Source organism: Pseudoalteromonas sp. TB25 (assembly GCF_000497995.1).
Lineage (GTDB): Bacteria > Pseudomonadota > Gammaproteobacteria > Enterobacterales > Alteromonadaceae > Pseudoalteromonas > Pseudoalteromonas distincta.
Genome location: NZ_AUTI01000450.1, coordinates 1 through 17,389, shown reverse-complemented (window position 1 = coordinate 17,389; position 17,389 = coordinate 1). Strand labels below are relative to the sequence as shown.

Below are 17,389 nucleotides of genomic sequence, written 5' to 3'. Positions count from 1 at the left end.
CACTTCCGACTTAATTGAACAAACAGACAACACAGTAGAGCGTATTCAAGTAGCCGCAGGTTACTGGTTTAACGATAAAACGCTTTTAAAAGTTGAGTATGTTAACCAAGAAGAAGGTGTTAATTCGGGCGGCCAAATCGGTAAAGGATTTGACGGCTTCACTTCTGAAATATCTGTTAAATTTTAAATCATTATCCAACTAGTCTAACTATTTAAACAAAGGACCTAAAAAGGCACTTTGCGGGCAGTTTTATGCGTTAAAACTGCCATAAATATAATTGGTAATAGATTGAAATTTAATAGCACTTGTTAAAACATAACGTGTATGGGGAATACCCGATGAAAAATAAATTAATTATGCTCGCGTGTGGCTTTATAAGCATGGGCGCTGCGGCAAAAGAAACAATCACAATAGCGACTGTTAACAATGGTGACATGATCACCATGAAAGAATTAAGCAGTGACTTTACCAGCCAAAACCCGGATATAGATCTAAAATGGGTTACTCTAGAGGAAAACATTCTTCGCCAACGTGTCACAACCGATGTTGCAACAAAGGGCGGCCAATACGATGTTATGACCATAGGTACTTATGAAGTACCAATTTGGGGCAAGCAAAATTGGCTAAAAGAGCTGGATAATTTAGGTGAAAACTACGATTTAGACGATTTAATTCCGGCAATTCGAAGCGGTTTAACGATTAACGACAAGCTTTATGCTGCGCCATTTTATGGCGAAAGCTCAATGGTTATGTACCGCACTGACTTAATGGAAAAAGCAGGGCTGACAATGCCTAAAGCCCCAACATGGGACTTTATACGCAAAGCTGCTAAAGCGATGACAGATAAAAAAGAAGGTGTTTATGGCCTTTGTCTACGTGGTAAAGCAGGTTGGGGCGAAAACGTTGCGCTTATTACATCCATGGCAAATTCGTTTGGTGCGCGTTGGTTTGATGAAAATTGGAAACCTCAGTTTAATACCCCAGAGTGGGAAAATACCCTTCAGTATTATGTCGATGTGATGAAAGAATCTGGTCCTGCTGGTTCATCTGCAAACGGTTTTAATGAAAACCTTGCACTTTTTCAAACCGGAAAATGTGGTATTTGGATTGATGCAACCGTTGCAGGCGCATTTGTTACTAACAAAAAAGATTCAGAAGTTGCCGATAAAGTAGGGTTTGCACTTGCGCCAGATAACGGTCTAGGTAAACGCGGTAACTGGTTATGGTCTTGGACTTTAGCCGTACCGGCAAGCAGCAAAAAACCAGATGCCGCAATGAAATTTATTAGCTGGGCAACATCTAAAGAATACACACAACTTGTAGCCGATAAAAAAGGTTGGGCAAAAGTACCGCCAGGTACACGTAAATCACTTTACAGTAATCAAAAGTACATGGACGCAGCACCGTTTGCGCAAATTACTTTAGATTCTATTCAATCTGCAGATCCTAAAAATCCGACAGTTAAACCAGTGCCTTATGTAGGTATTCAGTTTGTTGCTATTCCTGAGTTTCAAGGAATTGGTACAGCTGTTGGGCAACAATTTTCAGCAGCATTAACTGGCCAAATGACCGTTAAGCAAGCGCTTAGTACGTCTCAGCACCTCGTTGAGCGAACAATGCGTAAAGCTCGCTATCCTAAATAGCATGTAATGGGCGGGTAAGTACTCAAACTTACCCAATATTTTATGTCAATTCTATTTACTTGTTAGTTATAAACACTATCAAGGGTTTCTGATTTTCACTTGATAGTTAACAAGTAAATAGAATTGGCTTTTTTAAGGTCACCTTTATGGCAACAACTAACTCGCGCACGCTTGCTCGGTTTATGCTTCTTCCTAGTGTAATTTTATTACTTGCTTGGATGATAGTTCCGCTGTGTATGACACTGTATTTCTCATTTATTGATTACAACTTACTCGTTCCAGGGGATAAAGAGTTTGTAGGCTTTTTAAACTATGAATTTTTCCTAACTGATCCGGCTTTTTTTGAATCATTTTTTAACACGCTTTACCTAGTAACTGGGGTTTTACTTATCACTATTTGTGGTGGTATTGGCTTAGCTATTTTACTAGACCAAGCAATATGGGGACGAAATTACGTTCGTATTATGGTACTAGCCCCATTTTTTGTAATGCCAACTGTGTCGGCATTAGTATGGAAAAACATGCTAATGAACCCAGTTAATGGCTTATTTGCACATTTCGCGATTTGGCTTGGCTTTGAACCTATCGACTTTTTTGCTCAAATGCCGCTATTTTCAATCATCATAATTGTGTCTTGGCAGTGGTTACCATTTGCAGCATTAATACTGCTAACAGCAATACAATCATTAGACCGTGAACAATTAGAAGCGGCTGATTTAGACGGAGCTGGGCCATTTAGTAAGTTTTTTTACATCGTTTTGCCGCACTTATCGCGCGCTGTAACCGCTGTTATTTTAATCGAAACTATATTTTTACTGTCAATTTTTGCCGAAATATTAGTTACAACAAGTGGTGGTCCTGGTTATTCGTCTACCAATATAACGTACTTAATTTACACGCAATCACTACTTCAATTTGATGTAGGTGGCGGTTCGGCAGGGGGCATAGTTGCAGTAATAATTGCAAATATTGTCGCTATATTTTTAATGCGCTTAATTGGCAAAAACTTGGAGGGTTAATTATGACTATAAAAGATAGCAGTCGTTCCAAACTAATTTATACCATTGCTGCATGGACAATAAGCGGCATGATTTTCTTTCCAATTTTATGGACGTTAATCACCAGCTTTAAAACGGAAGCTGAAGCAATTTCAGCAAGTCCAAGCTTATATGCATTCGATTGGACACTCGAAAATTACCGAGATGTACTGTCGCGTTCGCCATACTTTAACCATTTTTGGAACTCTGTAGTTATATCGCTAGGTTCAAGTTTACTGGGGTTATTAATTGCTGTACCTGCTGCGTGGTCTATGGCGTTTGTGCAAACTAAAAAAACTAAGCATTTATTAATGTGGATGCTTTCTACCAAAATGTTACCGCCAGTAGGGGTACTTATTCCGATTTATTTATTGTTTCGAGACTTTGCGCTACTCGATACAAAATTAGGTTTAGTAATTGTAATGACACTTATTAACTTACCAATAATGGTATGGATGCTGTACACCTACTTTAGAGAAATACCAAAAGAAATACTTGAAGCTTCACGTATGGATGGCGCAACAATTGGAGAAGAAATATTTCATTTTTTATTACCAATAGCCTTACCGGGTATAGCCTCAACGCTATTGTTAAATGTTATTTTGTCGTGGAACGAAGCATTTTGGACACTTATTTTAACCGCTGCAAATGCTGCACCTTTAACGGCATTTATTGCCAGTTACTCAAGCCCTGAGGGGTTATTTTACGCTAAGTTATCGACAGCATCTGCCATGGCCATTGTGCCAATTTTAATACTTGGTTGGTTTAGTCAAAAACAATTAGTGCGTGGATTAAGTTTCGGCGCAGTAAAATAGGAGAATACACATGGGCAGCATCACACTAAAACAAGTCACTAAAAACTTTGATGAAGTTAACGTAATTAAACCACTCGACTTAGAAATTAAAGACGGTGAGTTTATCGTATTTGTTGGGCCATCAGGCTGTGGTAAATCTACATTACTTCGTATGATCGCAGGGCTTGAAGATACCACCAGTGGTAATATAGAAATTGACGGCATTGACGCTACAAAAACACCACCTGCAAAAAGAGGCTTAGCAATGGTGTTTCAATCCTACGCGTTATATCCGCATATGACCGTGCGTAACAATATTGCTTTTCCTTTAAAAAGAGCCAAAGTTAGCCCTGCAGAAATCGAAAGTAAAATTGCTAACGCCGCTAAAATTCTTAATTTGACCGATTATTTAGAACGAAAGCCAGGGCAATTATCGGGCGGGCAGCGCCAGCGTGTAGCGATAGGGCGCGCAATTGTTCGTCAGCCTTCGGCATTTTTATTTGATGAACCGCTTTCAAATCTTGATGCGTCACTACGTGTAAATATGCGTTTAGAAATATCTGAATTACATAAAAGTTTAGCTACAACAATGATTTATGTTACGCACGATCAGGTTGAAGCTATGACAATGGCAGATAGAATCGCGGTATTTAATGCCGGTATTATTGAACAGGTAGGCACACCTTTAGAGCTTTATAAAAATCCTGTAAACAAATTTGTAGCTGGTTTTATTGGTTCGCCAAAAATGAATTTTATAGATGCTCCACAAAATGAAGATGCGAATGTTAGCTGTATTGGTATACGACCAGAGCATATAACACTCTCTACTGAGCAAGGTACTTGGGCTGGAACTGTAGGTGTAATTGAGCATTTAGGATCGGAGAGCTTTTTACATATAAATATTGAAGGCAAAGGGACCGTAACAGTAAAAGCAGATGGTGATTGTCCGTTAAAATATGGCGATAGTATTTACCTAAGCGCACCGGCTGATAAAGTATTAAAGTTTGATAATAACGGTTTAACAATTCTCTAGAGCCAATCTTTAATTACCTTAAATAGCACCTTTATAAAGGTGCTATTAACTAAATTCTAATTACATAATCCTATGAAACCTAGGTATTTTTTATTAAGGAATGGTATATTTACAACTATAAATAACAAAAACGTTATTGATAAATAGATACTCCAAAATTAATAAAATAATTTATATAGCAGCACATATAATTAAAATTATGTAATAAAAATAAGGACTTAGTTTTCCTTCTATTTTAAGAGGTTTACGTGGTAAAGCTATCAAATACAGAAATTAGAAAGCTAGATGATGCAGCCAGAGCAGGGTGGTTATATTATGTTGGCGGTAACACACAAGATGAAATTGCTAAAAAACTAAATATATCTCGTCAATCTGCACAAAGAATGGTCGCATTATCTGTGAGCCAAGGATTAATTAAAGTTAGACTTGACCACCCGATTGCCAAATGTATGGATTTAGCTGAAAAATTAAAAAGCCGTTTTGGGTTAGATTCGTGTGAAGTTGTACCGAGCGATCCATCTGAACCTTCATCTACATTAGGTTTGGCTCAAGCTGGCGCGGCAGAAATAGAACGTCATCTAAAATCAGAACAACCCAAAGTACTTGCTATGGGAACCGGTCGAGTTTTACGTTCATGTGTGGATGAGCTAAGAACTGTTGATTGTCCGCAACATAAAATTGTAGCCATGCTAGGTAATATGGCTTTGGATGGATCGGCTTCACCTTATGATGTTGTAGTAAGAATGGCCGAACACACTAATGCAAAACATTATCCAATGCCATTGCCAGTTTTACCAAGAAGCATTGAAGAAAAAGAACAGTTACACGCACAACAAAATATTACCGGTAATTTAAAACTCGCTAAAGATGCCGATGTAACATTTGTGGGTATTGGTAGCTTAGGTGAAAAGTCGCCATTACATATAGATGGTTTTATTGATGCGCAAGAACTTAAAGAGCTACAAGATCTTGGTGCTGTTGGTGAAATGATTAGTTGGGTGTTTGATAAAAACGGTAAGCTTTTAGATTGCACAGTTAATCAGCGTGTAGCAAGTACGCCATTAAAAACAAATGCTAACAAACAGATTTATGCGATAGCTGCTGGTGAAGAAAAAGTGTTAGCCATTTTGGGCGCAGTAAGGTCAAACATGATCAGTGGATTAATTACTAACGAATATACAGCTGAGCGTTTACTTAGTATTGATTAAACAAATTGATAAATAAAGTATCTGTATTAGTAATACTAGTTATTGTAATAAAAACACTTAATGTCCGATACCGTCTAGTATTGGACATAGCAAGGGCGCATTTAAGCGCTCTTTCTATATATACATTAACTACCTATAATTTATATTATGTTAAATAGGGTAAATAAATACATAACTAAGTTACTCACCTTCATGAATTAACGTATAAACGCGATATTTTGACTATTTAATAAGCATTAACCTACTTAAACCTACTTATTTTAAAAATTAATGTTTTGCCTCTTTTCGCTATTTGTTACTTAAACATATAAAAATACCGCTTGGTTATTAATATAATCAAGCGGTATTACACTGATTGCCTATTCGCTACTTTATGCAATAAAACTTAACATATTGAAATAAATAGATTTTAAATTATCCTAGTAATTCACTAGAATAATTTATCATTCATAAAATCACTAATAAGCTCAGACACTTTATCTGGATGTTCATCAATAACCCAATGTGCGGCTTTATCTATTCAAACCAATGACGAATTTGGAATTGCTTCTTCTAACATTGGTGCATACTTTGGCTTTTGAAATTTGTCTTCTTCACCCCATAATATGAGTGCTTCATGAGGTAAGCTTTTAAGATCGCCTGTAATAGCTTCGGTATATTCTTTATTGAGCCTGCGCATGTTACTAAATAAAGCGGCTTTTCCTTTTTCATTACTCCATGGTGTTAAGTATATTTTCATCAACTCTTCAGTCATTACGTTCGAGTCGTAGACACCTTTGGGCATGAAATCTCTTAATGTATCAACAAATTCATCTACAGATGTTTTTTCTTCTACGCCTGGTTCTAGTAAAGGTTCAAATTCTGGTATTGGCCAAGAATCAAAACATACACTATCAATATCAAGTAAAACCAACCCGTTTACTTTATCCGGATGATTTACAGCCATTAATTGAGCAACACCACCACCAATATCATGTGCAGCAATATTAACTTTAGAAATACCGAGCTCTTCTATAAACTTACACATTATTCTACATTGCGCATTTATAGATACATCAGTGTTACTTGGCATATCTGGTGCTATTACCCGATATTTTGATGCAAGTTTGGCATCACATTTCGCCATAAAAATTTATTAGTCGGAATACCGTGTATCAATAATAAAGGTGTACCTTGTCCCATTTCTTGATAAGTAATTTGATGACCTTCTACTTTTTCAATTAATACACCTTGCTTAACTGGCTTTAATAACAAACCATTAAACCCAAGCTTTATATATTTATTATTACTATTTTCGTTTTCACTAAATGTATGCGCAATAATTTTCGTTGCTGATGCATCAGCGTGCTTTCTTATTTTTAGCATTGCGTCGGTGCCCGTAAACTGTGGCATGACTATGTCCATTAAAATAATATCGTAAATATTTTGAGAAACCATTAATAGCGCCTCTATTGCACTGGATGCAAAATCTATTAATATGTTTTCTTCTTTAAGCATTTTTCTTATTACAATTTCTATTAGTAAATCATCATCGACTAAAAGCAGTCGTGTAGTTTTATTTATAGGTTTTACTGTATTAAATCCGATAACTTCCATCGTATCTTCAATCGTTTTTTTCATTTTTTACCTCGAATATATTACGCTATATGTAACACCAACCGGCATTAATATTTTATCGTTACATAAAATCTACATTAAGGCGGTTGGTATAGCGGCCTATCTTTTTAAAATACGTGCTATTTGGTTTATTAATATGCCTTGTTTTACAGGTTTTAATAGCATGTCATCAAAGCCCTGGTTTACATATTTAGATTCTGGATCGGGTGTCGATGTATGTGCAATTATTTTAGTTTTAGAATTATCACTGTGTTTTTTAATTTTTAACATAGCATCAGTTCCTGATAATTCTGGCATTACTATGTCCATTAAAATAATGTCGTAACTGTTTTGAGATACCATTAACATTGCTTCTATAGCACTGCGCGCGTAATCTATTTTAATGCTCTCATTTTTTAGCATTGCCCTAATAACAATTTCAACCAGTGGATCGTCATCAACCAGTAATAGCGTGTTTTGTTCTTCATTAGTTAATGGATTAATATTTACTAAATCGGTAGTTATTAATGGACTGTTTAATACTTCTTGTTCATCATCTTTGTTTTGTTTACTCGCTAGGTTTACCAATATAGAAAGTGATATCGTCGTTTTATTTGCATTACTGCTAATAATTATCGCTTTCCCACCAAGCATTTTAAATATCGAGATAAAAAACTTTAACTCTAATAATAAGTCTTTATCATCTATAAAGCGTGTTATATTATCACCCGAAATGCTTTTAAGTTCAGTTATAAAATGGTTAGTGTTGATTAAATTACTTAATGAAAAGTCGAGGTTTAAGTAATTACGAGTACTTTCTTTTTTAATCTGAGCGTCAATTGAAAGCGTTATATTATTTGATGAATCCAAAACCTCAGTAACTAACTGAATAACCAGTTGAGAAATTAACTTTTCATCGCTTGCTACCGTTAACTCTGATGTAATATTATTTTTCAAAACTATTTTATTATTTTCAGCCTCTTTCGTTAAAATTGACATGTTATTATTGATCAGTTTCTTTAGATTTACGTTTTTGGCTTGAAGCTTTAACTTACCTATCTCTGATTTATTTATATTTACGAGCTGTTGAATCACACTTTCAAGCTGGTCGCACACATCAGAAATATTCCCTACATTGTTTTTAAATTCGTTAAAGCTTATAGGATCTTTTGATATTTCAATTAATGACTTTAAAGATGATAAAGGCGTTTTTAATTGACGACTAAGCCTTGAAACAAATTTTTCTTTTAATTGATTTGTCTGTTTAGATTTTTCGAGAACATCAGCGAGTAAACATTCTTTTTGATGTGCCTCTGTATCATCTCTAAAGTAGCAAACAAAACCATTAAAATCTGTATGTCTTTGTAATACAGTTATCCACTTCCCGTCTGTAAAACCTATATCTATTAATTGGTTACGATCATCATCAAGCTTATGATGCTCATGGTAATGATTTATAATATTATGCTGTTGCGCAATACTTATCAGCTGGCTATACGATAGCTGACTGTTTTGTTTATTCACCTGTGGAAATAAAAGATTAAATGCATTGTTAGTAATCACAGGAAATTCGTGGCTATTAAAAATAGCAAACCCATGTGGCAATGCATCAAGAGAACTTGAAAATAGCTCTTCCCTATTAAGTATTAACTGATTTTTTTGTTTTATTTCATTGTGTAAACGCCTAGGCAAACGTAAAAAATAGTACACGAATGCGAATACACAAAAGGCGATCAGTCCTAATCTAATTAGGATATATTTAGTTATTTGTGGACGTACTATTTTATTCATTGGTTGCACATGTAAACGCCAAGTAGGTGGAAAACGACTGCTCAAAGCGCTAATACTATTTTTAATTATACTGGGGTTTACTTCTCCTTGTTTTCCTAAAGTAAACTGTGGTGTTGCTATAAAAACGTTATAATTTTCAGTGTTTAATTTACCAATAACGGCTTTTAAAAACTTACTTAAATCAAATGCTGTAAGTGTATAAATAGAGCCTTGTTTAATATTTATTTCAGAAATTAAGAAGGCCGTATCTGCAACAGTAAATACTTCTACTGCTTGTTTATTCGCTCTATTATTGAATTTTTCTAACCAGTTTTTAAATCCATACGCGGCTAAATCAAAATTATTTTTTGACCAAAGTGCAAGTTGGTTATACTCAGAATCAAACACAACATACCCTTTATAAGTTAAGCTTTGTGAAACCTGACTCTGTACTAAATCATTAAGCTGCTCTTTTGTATAGCTATTTTGGCTTTGTAAAAAGCCTGCGATAACTAAATCTTTTTGTGATATATATAATCCTTGATTATCAAATCGCTCTAGAGCATTAAATAACGTTTTACGTAATTGCTGAGTTTGTTCATTGTAATTACTTTGCAGCTCCTTTTTTTCTATAGTATAAAGCAGTAATGCAGTGAATGAGCATAATACTAATGCAATTAAGAATGCCACGGGCGCTAAACTAAATACATGAATATACTTTTCCCCATAATTTTTTTCACAGGATTAGTACTTTGATTACTTACTGAATCTGAATTTTTATTTAACTGTGTCTGCAATAATTGAGCAAATGAAATAAACTGATTTTTTTGTGAACCTATTAATGTTTTAGGTGCTAAATCAGCCATCAGCACTACGCCAATGAATTTATTAGTGACACTATAAATTGGATATTGTGCATAAAAACGAATTAATTTGTGCGTGTTGTTTGATACATCATCAAAAAAGGTATCTTCAAATAAATATAGTTTTTCTTGTGTGCAGCGTTGTTGATAGCTTAATAACTCATTTTCGACACTTTCTTTATCGTTGCAGGTTATTAACTGCTCTGAATAAACCTCTCTAAAATCGATAAATTTAACAATTGGAACATCATAAAACTGTTTTAGTAGCGTTAGCGTTTCTTTAATTTCTGTTGATATTTCATCAGTTGGTGTATCTGCTAAATTAGCATGTGAGGTAAATATATTTGAGGCGTTCATTGACGTTCTCCTTCCCCTTTTGGGGGAGTATGTATCCACGTTGTACTGTTTTGGCCGCTATGTACTGGCAGTAAAACTTTAAATGGTGGCGTTAAACTACTAAGAGCAGGTTTGCCTGTGGTGATATTAATTACTTGTTCTGCATTAACTAAATTAAGTGATGTTTTGCAATATGTAATACCTGGCTCAATCCCTATTAAGCTCAGTGTTTCACTAATGATAAGGTTATTTACTAAATCGATACCGACCAGCTCAAATGTGGTTTGCAAAATAGTGAAATGTTTCCGAGCTTTTATCGTCGTACCACACCATCATAGATGTACGGCCCAACTTTTTAGCTAAAATTAGTAGCTCGCGACCATTAACCACGTTCACATCAAGCGTTGTTTCGTGGCCAAGTGCAATACGAGAAATATCACGGGTAAACACAAAGCGAGTATGCGTCCATTTAACTAAGTGCGATACTTTTTGTACCCGCTCACCATTTGCATTTTCTATATAATCTAAATGACTTTCACTGCCCATAGCGGTAAAAGATATTAGTAATAGTATAAAAATAAATTTTAACATAAGCCTTTCCCTCAATTTGCTTACTGTATAGGTAGCAAGTATGAGACCAAGGTTTTTTATATTTATAATCAGTGGATTAAGATGTATAAACGTGTTTTTTATTATTTTGATTCGCAAATTGCAAATTGCAAATCAACAATTCATGAAGAGGTTAACAAAGAAATAAGAGCAGAGGTGTGTGGCGCAAAGCGAGTGAAAATACGCTTTACGCTAGTTTTAATTAATGCAAAGCGGCTGTAAACGGGATGCTTTCACAGATTTTAGCTTCAGCTATAAGCAGCTCTTCTAGGCGAACATCAACTTCTTCTTTTTCAAAGTATTCGTAAGCTAGTTCTACAAATAGGTTTTTATGTTTTTCTTCTGACTTAGCAATAGCAACATAAAAATCTTTTTCTTTACCCTCAGGAAGTGCTTGTGCAACTAAAGAAAAACGCTCGTGGCCACGTGCTTCAATTACACCGCCAACCAGTAATCGGTCCATTAAAAAACCATCACGACCATGTCTAAACAGTGCACGTATTTGTTTTATGTACGGATCTTTTTTGTCGTCACCTAAGTTTACATCGCGCTCTAAAAGTAACTTAAGCACTTGTTTAAAGTGTATTAATTCTTCTAATGCTAAGTCGGTCATGGCTTTTACTAATTTACGTTTGTCTGGGTAATGTGAAAGCATAGACATAGCCATACCCGATGCTTTTTTTTCTGCAGCGGCATGATCTTGTAAAAAAGTATTAAAGTCAGCAAGGACAACTTCGGTCCATTCAAATGGGGTGTGGTATTTTAATTCAAACATGTTCTGTACAACTCAAATAATAATGCGGGGATTTTAACGTATTTGTTTTAAAAAATCTTGTAAGGCAGCAATTTATCTATGCGCCCTTTAGCGGTGGATTCAACTTTTAGCGGGTGTTTGATATCGTTCCATGCGGTGACTTTACCGCCCATATTCATTTTTTCAAAATCAGCTTTGTCACTTTTTAATGCTAAAAAATCGCATAGTTTTTTGTAGCTATCGGGCTTTGCTATATCAATGGATAAAAAATCGTTGTCACGATTCTTAAAGTACGTGTGAGCATCGTTAAAATGTGTTTCGTAGCAGTGAGCTAAGTAACTATCGTCGCTAATATTATTAAGCGAAAGCTCACTAAACGTATTTAAATAACAGCGCTTTATATGAATATTAAAGCCCCCGTCTGCACGGGTTAAATTAGTGTGCATACGCGTTAAAAGCTGTTTTATTGATACAAGCCATGCACCAAGTTCGCGCTCTAAATAAATAAACTTAGAGTCAGGATAATGAATATCAAGCGCTTTAAAATCGTTAAATATGGGAGTGTCAGCAATTGCGCTGGCATTTTCAAAACAGGCATTAGTATACGCGGTATGCGCTGTTGTAATGCCAAGTTCTAAAAATGCATGGCACACACTAGTTGTGCCGGTACGTGGTAAACCTATTATAAATATTTTGCTCATTAACTTTTCTATAATTAGCCGCGTGTTACTAGTAATACAAAGGCGCTGATAATCATGACTAAAAATGTAGTAATAGTACCAATTTGGCGATATTTAAGGCTTTTTTCTACTATGCCTAAATTTTGAAACACACGCCCTACTAATAACGCACCACCTAATATATGGCAGTAATGGCTAGCAAGCCCTTGGTACTCTGCTAAAAAAAGCAAAATTAAAGCAAATGGCACGTATTCCATAAAATTTGCGTGGGCACGCACAGCACGTTGTAGCGTTGCATTACCGTTATCACCAAGCGATATTTGCTCCGCACGGCGCACTTTTATTACGTTAAAGCTTAAATAAATGTAAAAGAATGCGAGTAATGCAGCATAAGTTGAAATGATCACGGCGTTTTCCTGTTATTTTTATCGCATAAATATGCGCTCTATTATTGTGGGCGTGATAATAACACATAAATTTGAGCAGCATTATCAGAAGTTTAATAATTGCCTATGCTAAGCTAGAGGTATTAAGTTAGTAGAAAATACATAAGGATTTTATGTTTGTACCTCGTAAAGTAGCCGACAGTTACCGTGAAATGATTAACAGTATTGGCTTTTACCCTTCGATGCTTTCAGTGGGCTTTTTGTTATTTGCCATTATTACAATGTCGGTTGAATATTTAGCCCCTGTTGAGCAGCTAAAATCGTTTATATCGGTTGTACTTGTAGATAGCGCCGAAAACGCGCGGACTATTCTAAGCACTTTAGCGGGGAGTATTATTTCGCTTACCGTGTTTAGTTTTTCGATGGTAATGGTGGTTTTAAATTCAGCCAGCGCGAGTTTATCGCCCCGCGTAGTGCCAGGGCTTATTACGCGCAAATCACACCAAATGGTTTTGGGGTTTTATTTAGGCAGCATAATTTACTCTATTATTATGCTTATAAATATTAATAAGCTTGATGGTGGCAGTACGGCAATTCCTTCAATAGGTGTGTTGTTTGCACTTGTTTTTGGATTGATTTCATTAGGTTTGTTTGTATTTTTTATACACTCAATCTCACGTGCTATTCAAGTTGATAACGTGTTAAATGGCTTGTTTAGCCAAACTAAAAACGAAATTAAAACAATAATACAAAGACAACAAGAGGACCCAGTTGAGGACTTTCCAGACTTTAGCAAATGGCATTCGGTTAGCAGTAAAACAGAAGGATATTATAAAGGCGTACATACCGATAAGCTGTGTGCCATTTTGGCTGAGCAAGATATAAAGGTGTATATATCTGTAAACCAAGGCTATTTTACAGTTAAAGGTTACCCGTTTTTAAAATGTAATAAAGAGATAGCAAACGATGAAGAGCTGATTAATAAAATTCTCGACTGCTTTATTTTTTATATAGAAGAGTACATTAGCGATCATTACCGTTATGGATTAACGCAAATATCAGAAATTGCAGTTAAGGCAATGAGTCCAGGTATCAACGATCCCGGTACTGCGGTTAAATCAATTGATATGCTGAGTATTTTACTTATTCAACGACTTTCAATTAACGATATTAACTACTCGTTTAAGCACAGTGATAATGCCCCATTGTTGTACCTTCATGAAACAAGCTTTGATGAGTTATTACATGACAACTTTACACCGCTGCGTAATTACGCCAAAGGCGATGCATACGTAATGACAAACGTGCTTGAGGCATTCAAAAATATTTTGTTTGTAGCCCATAAAGATACCGATGCACGAAACAGTTTATTTAATTATTTAAATGCGATTGTTGATGACATAAATGAGCATGTAACTAATGAATACGACAGACGCGAAGTGACTAATATGCTCAACTCTATAGCGCGTATCAGCCAAGAGCAAGGTGAGAAGTTGGTGGCACGTTTTGAGCACCACTAGGGCGTGTTGAATTATTTGGATTGAAATTTGTTCAATCTAGGGGCGATTAAATCGCGGCGCGAGGTTTGTAACCTAGTGGGCTAAGTAAAAACCGAGCAACATAGAGTTAATCGTCCCTAGGAAGAACCTATATTTTAATCTATGTAGTACACAGCATAGCTTGAGGCTGTTACTTTAATCTCTCCAGCATGGTAGGCATCAGGTACATAGTTACTTGGTGCGCTATCAGCCATCATTACTTTTTCTGCGCGCATATAAGGCTGCGACTGCACATTGAGTGGACTTAGTGACGCGCTGTATAATCCTTTTAAATCAACGTCATAATCCTCACTAAACTCTTTTGCAGCATCCCGTGCGTCTTTAATTGCTAACTTTTGCGCTTTTTTATGCAGCTCGTTGTAGTTGCTTGCTAAAAATTGCGTTTGATTAATTTCGTTAATACCGTTGTTAACTAAGCTTTGTAGTAACTCAGGGTATTTATTTATATCGCTGAGTTTTACTGTTAACGTACGAGAAACCTTAAAGCCTTTAAATTCTTGATTACCGGTAGTGCGGTTGTATTGGCTATCACGGTTTATTGAAATTTGCCCTGCGTTTATATCTCCCTCTTTAACACCAATCTCTTTTACGAGCTTAATTGCCTTGGCGATAGTTAAGTCGGTTTTATTTTTAGCAGCAATTAAGTCTTTATCAACTTCGGTAATACCTACACTAAGCTGTACGTAATCTGGCATTGTAGTAAGAGTCGCTTCGCCCTTAACATAAATATGAGGAGCATCGGGAGTCGCTGCCGCAAGTGCATCAAAGCTAAGTACGTTTAAAGCCAGTGCACTACCTAAAACAAGAGTCAGTGTTTTCATTAAGTCGATCCTTTAATTATATAAAAGCAAGTAAACACCGTACGTGGTTAATTAAATATGAACAAGCACAAAAAACAGGCAATTGCCTGTTTTTTGTTAAGCATTGTAACTGTGCCTACAACGTTATTTATTTTTAATTACTTATAAACCTAATTAAACACTACAACGTTTATAGTTACGGTATTTTGGTAACCAGTAATTTTTGTCGATTGCTGCCCATAACGCATCATCCGTAATCTCAAGAGCAACGCCCTCTTCGATTGCCTTTTTAGCGATGGCAAATGCAATACGTTTACTTAGCGTTTCAATTTCAGTCAAGGCTGGTAATAAACTACCTTTACCTGTGTTTGCACGCGGCGACGACTCTGCAAGCATTTCGCTAGATACACTTAACATTGCATCTGTAATGCGTGTCGCTTTAGCGGCAATAACCCCTAAACCAATACCCGGGAAAATATAACTGTTGTTACATTGTGGGATTGGGAACGTTTCGCCATTGTACTCAACAGGATCAAATGGGCTACCTGTGGCAACAAGTGCTTTACCGTCAGTCCACTTAATCACATCAGCAGGATGCGCTTCTACTTGCTTAGATGGATTACTTAATGGGAAAATAATTGGCTGTTCACAACCGGCATGCATAGCGCGTATTACTTGTTCTGTAAATAAGCCAGGTTGACCAGAAACACCAATCAAAATGTCAGGCTCAGCACAGTGCATAACATCCAGAAGTGATGCGTACTCGCCGCTGTACGTCCAATCACTTAACGAGCCTGTAGGTTGTGCAAGTGCTTGTTGGAAATCGCGTAAGCCTTCCATACCCTCACTAAGCAAACCAAAACGGTCAACCATAAATACTTGGCTACGCGCTTGTGCTTCTGAAATACCTTCAAAAACCATTTGGCTAATAATTTGTTCAGCAATACCACAACCAGCAGAGCCTGCACCCACAAAAACTACTTTTTGCTGGCTTAGGGTTGAATTTTTAACACGACACGCAGCAAGTAAAGAACCGACCGTTACAGCCGCAGTACCTTGAATGTCATCGTTAAAGCTACAAATTTCATTGCGGTAGCGCTTAAGTAATGGCATTGCATTTGGCTGTGCAAAATCTTCAAACTGAAGTAATACATTTGGCCAGCGACGTTTAACCGCTTTAATGAATAAATCTAAAAACTCATCATATTCGTCTTGAGCAATTCGCTTATGGCGTGCGCCCATGTACATAGGATCGTTTAAAAGCTTTTCGTTATTAGTACCCACATCGAGCATTACAGGCAATGTGTATGCTGGGCTTATACCACCACACGCTGTGTAAAGTGACAATTTACCAATTGGAATACCCATGCCACCAATACCCTGATCGCCAAGGCCTAAAATACGCTCGCCATCGGTTACAACAATAACTTTTACTTTACCTTTGGTAGCGTTGCGTAAAATGTCGTCAATTTGATAGCGATCTTCATACGAAATAAATAAACCACGTGCGCTGCGATAAATGTCAGAGAATTTTTCACAAGCATCGCCCACTGTCGGTGTGTAAATGATTGGCATCATTTCTTCAAGGTGGTCACGCACTAAACGGTAGTAAAGTGTTTCGTTGTTATCTTGAATCGCACGTAAGTAAATATGCTTATTAAGGTTGTCGGTAAAGCTAGAATACTGCTGATAACAACGCTCAACTTGCTCTTCTATTGTTTCAAAGCGAGGAGGAAGTAAACCAGCAAGATTGAAATTTTCGCGTTCTTTTTTACTAAAGGCGCTGCCTTTATTTAATAGCGGTGTTTCAATTAGGCCAGGGCCAGAATGATGAATATATAAGTAGTTAGGATCAGTATTAGTTGTCATATTTCCAGGCTTTAACGGAGTCTTAAGTTATGATCTGTCATTATCAGTGTTAGAGGTTTAATTGCAACGACAATTAAGCTAGTCAGACCATTGAGAGAAAATACATGCGGGCTTCACTGCCCGCATGTATATTATACATAATTTAAAATTTGATAGTGGCGCTATTATCAGTTAAATCAGATAACGCAACACCTTCACGGCGCGGATCAGCGCCACCATATAAGGTATTATTTTTAACTTCAACTGCGTGTAAGCCTGAGTTTAAATCAATAATACGTACATTGTGGCCGCGTTTAGTAAGCGCAGGCGCAATGGCTTCAATGGTTGTGCCTTTTTCAAGGCTGGTGTAATCGTTACGATTTGTTGTACGCGGTAAGTTAATGGCGTCTTGCGCTGATAAATTCCAGTCAATAACACCCACAACAACTTGTGCAACGTAATCGATGATACG

General features: G+C 36.4%; 16 protein-coding genes and 3 pseudogenes. 7 read left to right on the top strand and 12 right to left on the bottom strand.

Annotated features, from left to right (window positions below; translation table 11 throughout):
- The 6 genes and pseudogenes from L652_RS0122195 to L652_RS0122170 all read left to right on the top strand — a co-directional run.
- Positions 1-187: pseudogene (locus L652_RS0122195) on the top strand (hypothetical protein); the annotation flags it as partial.
- Between the two features lie 152 nt (positions 188-339).
- Complete coding sequence (locus tag L652_RS0122190; protein WP_007377152.1) at positions 340-1,644, top strand: sugar ABC transporter substrate-binding protein; 1,305 nt, start codon at positions 340-342, stop codon at positions 1,642-1,644.
- A 146-nt stretch (positions 1,645-1,790) separates the two neighbouring features.
- The gene (locus L652_RS0122185; protein ID WP_002960879.1) at positions 1,791-2,663 is read left to right on the top strand and encodes a sugar ABC transporter permease; all 873 of its coding nucleotides are present in this window, start codon (positions 1,791-1,793) and stop codon (positions 2,661-2,663) included.
- Between the two features lie 2 nt (positions 2,664-2,665).
- Complete coding sequence (locus L652_RS0122180) at positions 2,666-3,496, top strand: carbohydrate ABC transporter permease (RefSeq protein ID WP_024596622.1); 831 nt, start codon at positions 2,666-2,668, stop codon at positions 3,494-3,496.
- Between the two features lie 10 nt (positions 3,497-3,506).
- Positions 3,507-4,508 carry an ABC transporter ATP-binding protein gene (locus L652_RS0122175; RefSeq protein ID WP_024596621.1) on the top strand — a complete coding sequence of 334 codons (1,002 nt, stop codon included), beginning with the start codon at positions 3,507-3,509 and terminating at the stop codon, positions 4,506-4,508.
- 248 nt (positions 4,509-4,756) lie between these two features.
- Complete coding sequence (locus tag L652_RS0122170; RefSeq protein ID WP_002960874.1) at positions 4,757-5,716, top strand: sugar-binding transcriptional regulator; 960 nt, start codon at positions 4,757-4,759, stop codon at positions 5,714-5,716.
- 430 nt (positions 5,717-6,146) lie between these two features.
- On the opposite strand, the pseudogene L652_RS1000000125220 reads toward L652_RS0122170, so the two are convergent.
- The 9 genes and pseudogenes from L652_RS1000000125220 to L652_RS0122120 form a co-directional block, all read right to left on the bottom strand.
- A pseudogene (locus L652_RS1000000125220) lies at positions 6,147-6,898 on the bottom strand (alpha/beta hydrolase).
- 87 nt (positions 6,899-6,985) lie between these two features.
- A pseudogene (locus L652_RS1000000125575) lies at positions 6,986-7,213 on the bottom strand (response regulator); the annotation flags it as partial.
- A 219-nt stretch (positions 7,214-7,432) separates the two neighbouring features.
- The gene (locus L652_RS1000000124790; protein WP_253947729.1) at positions 7,433-9,772 is read right to left on the bottom strand and encodes a response regulator; all 2,340 of its coding nucleotides are present in this window, start codon (positions 9,770-9,772) and stop codon (positions 7,433-7,435) included.
- A gap of 5 nt (positions 9,773-9,777) precedes the next feature.
- Positions 9,778-10,302 carry a hypothetical protein gene (locus L652_RS1000000125570; RefSeq protein WP_029753284.1) on the bottom strand — a complete coding sequence of 175 codons (525 nt, stop codon included), beginning with the start codon at positions 10,300-10,302 and terminating at the stop codon, positions 9,778-9,780.
- Complete coding sequence (locus tag L652_RS0122145) at positions 10,299-10,571, bottom strand: hypothetical protein (RefSeq protein ID WP_024596620.1); 273 nt, start codon at positions 10,569-10,571, stop codon at positions 10,299-10,301. Before L652_RS0122145 ends, L652_RS1000000125570 begins: the two co-directional genes overlap by 4 nt.
- Positions 10,555-10,872, bottom strand: coding sequence for a pilus assembly protein N-terminal domain-containing protein (locus tag L652_RS0122140; RefSeq protein ID WP_024596619.1), 318 nt, complete (start codon positions 10,870-10,872; stop codon positions 10,555-10,557). The genes L652_RS0122145 and L652_RS0122140 overlap by 17 nt, the downstream gene beginning before the upstream one ends.
- A gap of 220 nt (positions 10,873-11,092) precedes the next feature.
- On the bottom strand, positions 11,093-11,665 hold the full coding sequence (locus tag L652_RS0122130) for a tRNA-(ms[2]io[6]A)-hydroxylase (protein ID WP_007586685.1): 573 nt from the start codon (positions 11,663-11,665) through the stop codon (positions 11,093-11,095).
- Positions 11,666-11,712: 47 nt separating this feature from the next.
- Positions 11,713-12,345 (bottom strand): sulfotransferase, encoded by a 633-nt coding sequence (locus tag L652_RS0122125; RefSeq protein ID WP_024596618.1) that lies wholly within the window; start codon positions 12,343-12,345, stop codon positions 11,713-11,715.
- Between the two features lie 14 nt (positions 12,346-12,359).
- Positions 12,360-12,731: an MAPEG family protein gene (locus L652_RS0122120; RefSeq protein ID WP_002962524.1), complete on the bottom strand. Its 372-nt coding sequence runs from the start codon at positions 12,729-12,731 to the stop codon at positions 12,360-12,362.
- A 152-nt stretch (positions 12,732-12,883) separates the two neighbouring features.
- Between L652_RS0122120 and L652_RS0122115 the strand changes: the two genes are divergently transcribed.
- The gene (locus L652_RS0122115; RefSeq protein ID WP_024596617.1) at positions 12,884-14,230 is read left to right on the top strand and encodes a DUF2254 domain-containing protein; all 1,347 of its coding nucleotides are present in this window, start codon (positions 12,884-12,886) and stop codon (positions 14,228-14,230) included.
- A 134-nt stretch (positions 14,231-14,364) separates the two neighbouring features.
- Here L652_RS0122115 and L652_RS0122110 read toward each other — a convergent pair whose 3' ends face one another.
- From L652_RS0122110 to L652_RS01000000124285, 3 genes are all read right to left on the bottom strand, one after another.
- Complete coding sequence (locus tag L652_RS0122110; protein WP_024596616.1) at positions 14,365-15,090, bottom strand: SIMPL domain-containing protein; 726 nt, start codon at positions 15,088-15,090, stop codon at positions 14,365-14,367.
- A 153-nt stretch (positions 15,091-15,243) separates the two neighbouring features.
- Positions 15,244-16,938 (bottom strand): NAD-dependent malic enzyme, encoded by a 1,695-nt coding sequence (locus L652_RS0122105; RefSeq protein ID WP_002962527.1) that lies wholly within the window; start codon positions 16,936-16,938, stop codon positions 15,244-15,246.
- Between the two features lie 142 nt (positions 16,939-17,080).
- Positions 17,081-17,389 (bottom strand): gamma-glutamyltransferase (locus L652_RS01000000124285; protein WP_033013660.1); only part of this gene is annotated, 309 nt, incomplete at its 5' end.